The organism is Agromyces humi (genome assembly GCF_009720255.1).
Classification (GTDB): domain Bacteria; phylum Actinomycetota; class Actinomycetes; order Actinomycetales; family Microbacteriaceae; genus Agromyces; species Agromyces humi.
The window spans coordinates 1-2,134 of record NZ_WJSP02000516.1 but is presented as its reverse complement, the minus strand read 5'-3'; the positions used below and the strand labels follow the sequence as shown (position 1 = coordinate 2,134).

Genomic DNA, 2,134 nt, shown 5'->3' with positions numbered 1-2,134 from the left:
CGGCGGCGACGGGCGGCCGGGAGGGCGGGCGAGCGGCATCCGTTCGCGCGCTGCTCGACGTGCGGCCGTACGCGTTCACCGACGCGTTCGGCGAGGGGCAGTGGTGGATCGTGTCGGACCTCGGCGAGGTCGCGCTCGGGCACGCGCTCGGCGAGCAGCACGTGCTCGGCGTCGGCGGCGCGTCGATGACGCTGTCGGGGCTGATGCTCCCGCAGCACGCGCGAACGGTGCTGGATCTCGGCACGGGGTGCGGCATCCAGGCCATGCACGCGTCGCGGTTCGCCGACCGGGTGGTCGCCACCGACATCTCCGAGCGGGCGCTCGCCCTCGCGCGGCTCAACGTCGAGCTCAACGGCATCGAGGGCGTGGAGTTCCGCCTCGGCAGCCTCTACGATCCGGTCGCGGGGGAGCGCTTCGACCGCATCGTGTCCAACCCGCCGTTCGTGATCACGCCGAGGGCGACCGGAGTGCCCGAGTACGAGTACCGCGACGGCGGGATGATCGGCGACGGGATCGTCGAGGCCGTGCTGCGCGGCGCCGCCGACCACCTCCAGCCGGGCGGCATCGCGCAGCTGCTCGGCAACTGGGAGTACGGCGAGAGGGCCGGTGGCGACGACGCCGGCCGGGACGGACTCGAGCGCGTGCGCGACTGGGCCGGCCCACTCGAGTACTGGATCGTCGAGCGCGAGCTGCAGCAGGTGACGGAGTACGCGGAGACCTGGATCCGCGATGGCGGCACCCGGCCCGGCACGGCCGAGTTCGACCGGCTCTACGACGCGTGGCTCGACGACTTCGAGCGGCGCGGCGTGCGGGAGGTCGGCTTCGGCTACGTGCTGCTGCGGCATCCGGAAGCGTCATCATCGCCCGAGGCCGGAGGCGACGCCGACCCGGCCGCCGCCGGCTCCGCGACGGGGCCCGCCACCCCGCGGCTGGCGCGCACCGAGCGGCTGCACGGCCCGCTCGGCAGCCATGACGGCGGGCTCGGCACGCACCTCGCGGCCTGCCTCGACGCGCACGACCGCCAGGCAGCCCTCGACGACTCGGGACTCGCCGCCCTGCGGCTGACGGTCGCCGGCGACGTGACCGAGGAACGGCACTACTGGCCCGGCGATGCCGATCCGACGGCCATGCTGCTGCGCCAGGGCGGCGGCTTCGGACGCACCATCAGCCTCGACACCGGTCTCGCGGCGCTGGTCGGTGCATCCGACGGCGAGCTCGCGGCCGGCGCGATCATCGCCGCCCTGGCGCAACTCCTCGACGTGGACGAGGCAGCCCTCGCGGCCGAGTTGCTGCCCGCCGTCCGCGCGCTCATCGACGACGGGATGCTGCTGCTGCCGGCCGAGTGACCGGCACGCCGATGCCCGACGCGGCGACTCGGCGAACACCCGGCGCGTCGGGGGTATTCTCGTGGACGCAAACCGAAAGCGAGCCCATGGCCGACAGTCCGCTCTCCGACTCCCCGTACGAGGTGCTCGGCGTCTCCGCCGACGCGGATGCCGCTGCCCTCCGCCTCGCCTATCGTCGCGCGCTGCGCCGCGCCCACCCCGACACCGGGGGCGACACCGCCCGGTTCGACGCGGTGCAGCGGGCATGGGTCCTCGTCGGCACGCCCGACGCCAGGGCCGCCTTCGATCGCGGGATGTCGGGGGCGAACGCCGCGCCGACGCGGGAGGCCTGGGCGCCGACGGCGCCGCGCCGGCCGCGCGACTCGCGTCCGCTCGCCCGGTCGTACGGCCACCCCGGTGGGCTCACCCGCGAGCGCTACCTCGATCGCATCCGCGAGTGGGTCGGTCGCGGCGTCGAGGTGCCCGACCCGTACGACCCCGCGCTCGTGCGCGGTGCGCCACGCGACATCCGGCACATCCTCGCCGACGCCCTCGTCGAGGAGGCGACGGCCCGCGCGCTGTCGACGCTCGGCATCGCCTACACGATCTGGCACGACGTGGCGACGGATGCCGCGGGCCCGGGCTTGCCGCCGAAGCTCGACCACCTCGTGCTCGGGCCGACGGCCCGCGGATCAACCTCGGCGGTGTCGACACCGAGGAGCGCCTGCTCTCGCCGCGCTCCGAATCGCGCGTGCAGGTGATCCGGTCGGTGATCGAGCCGGGCGGGCACGGCGGCAAGGAGCTCTACG

The 2,134-nt window shown here is 74.9% G+C and carries 1 protein-coding gene and 1 pseudogene; both read left to right on the top strand.

Annotated features, from left to right (window positions below):
• Positions 1 to 1,346: class I SAM-dependent methyltransferase (locus GH736_RS21655; RefSeq protein WP_159606982.1), on the top strand; the 1,346-nt coding region annotated here is incomplete at its 5' end.
• A gap of 86 nt (positions 1,347 to 1,432) precedes the next feature.
• A pseudogene (locus GH736_RS21650) lies at positions 1,433 to 2,008 on the top strand (DnaJ domain-containing protein); the annotation flags it as partial.
• Between the last annotated feature and the right edge of the window lie 126 nt (positions 2,009 to 2,134).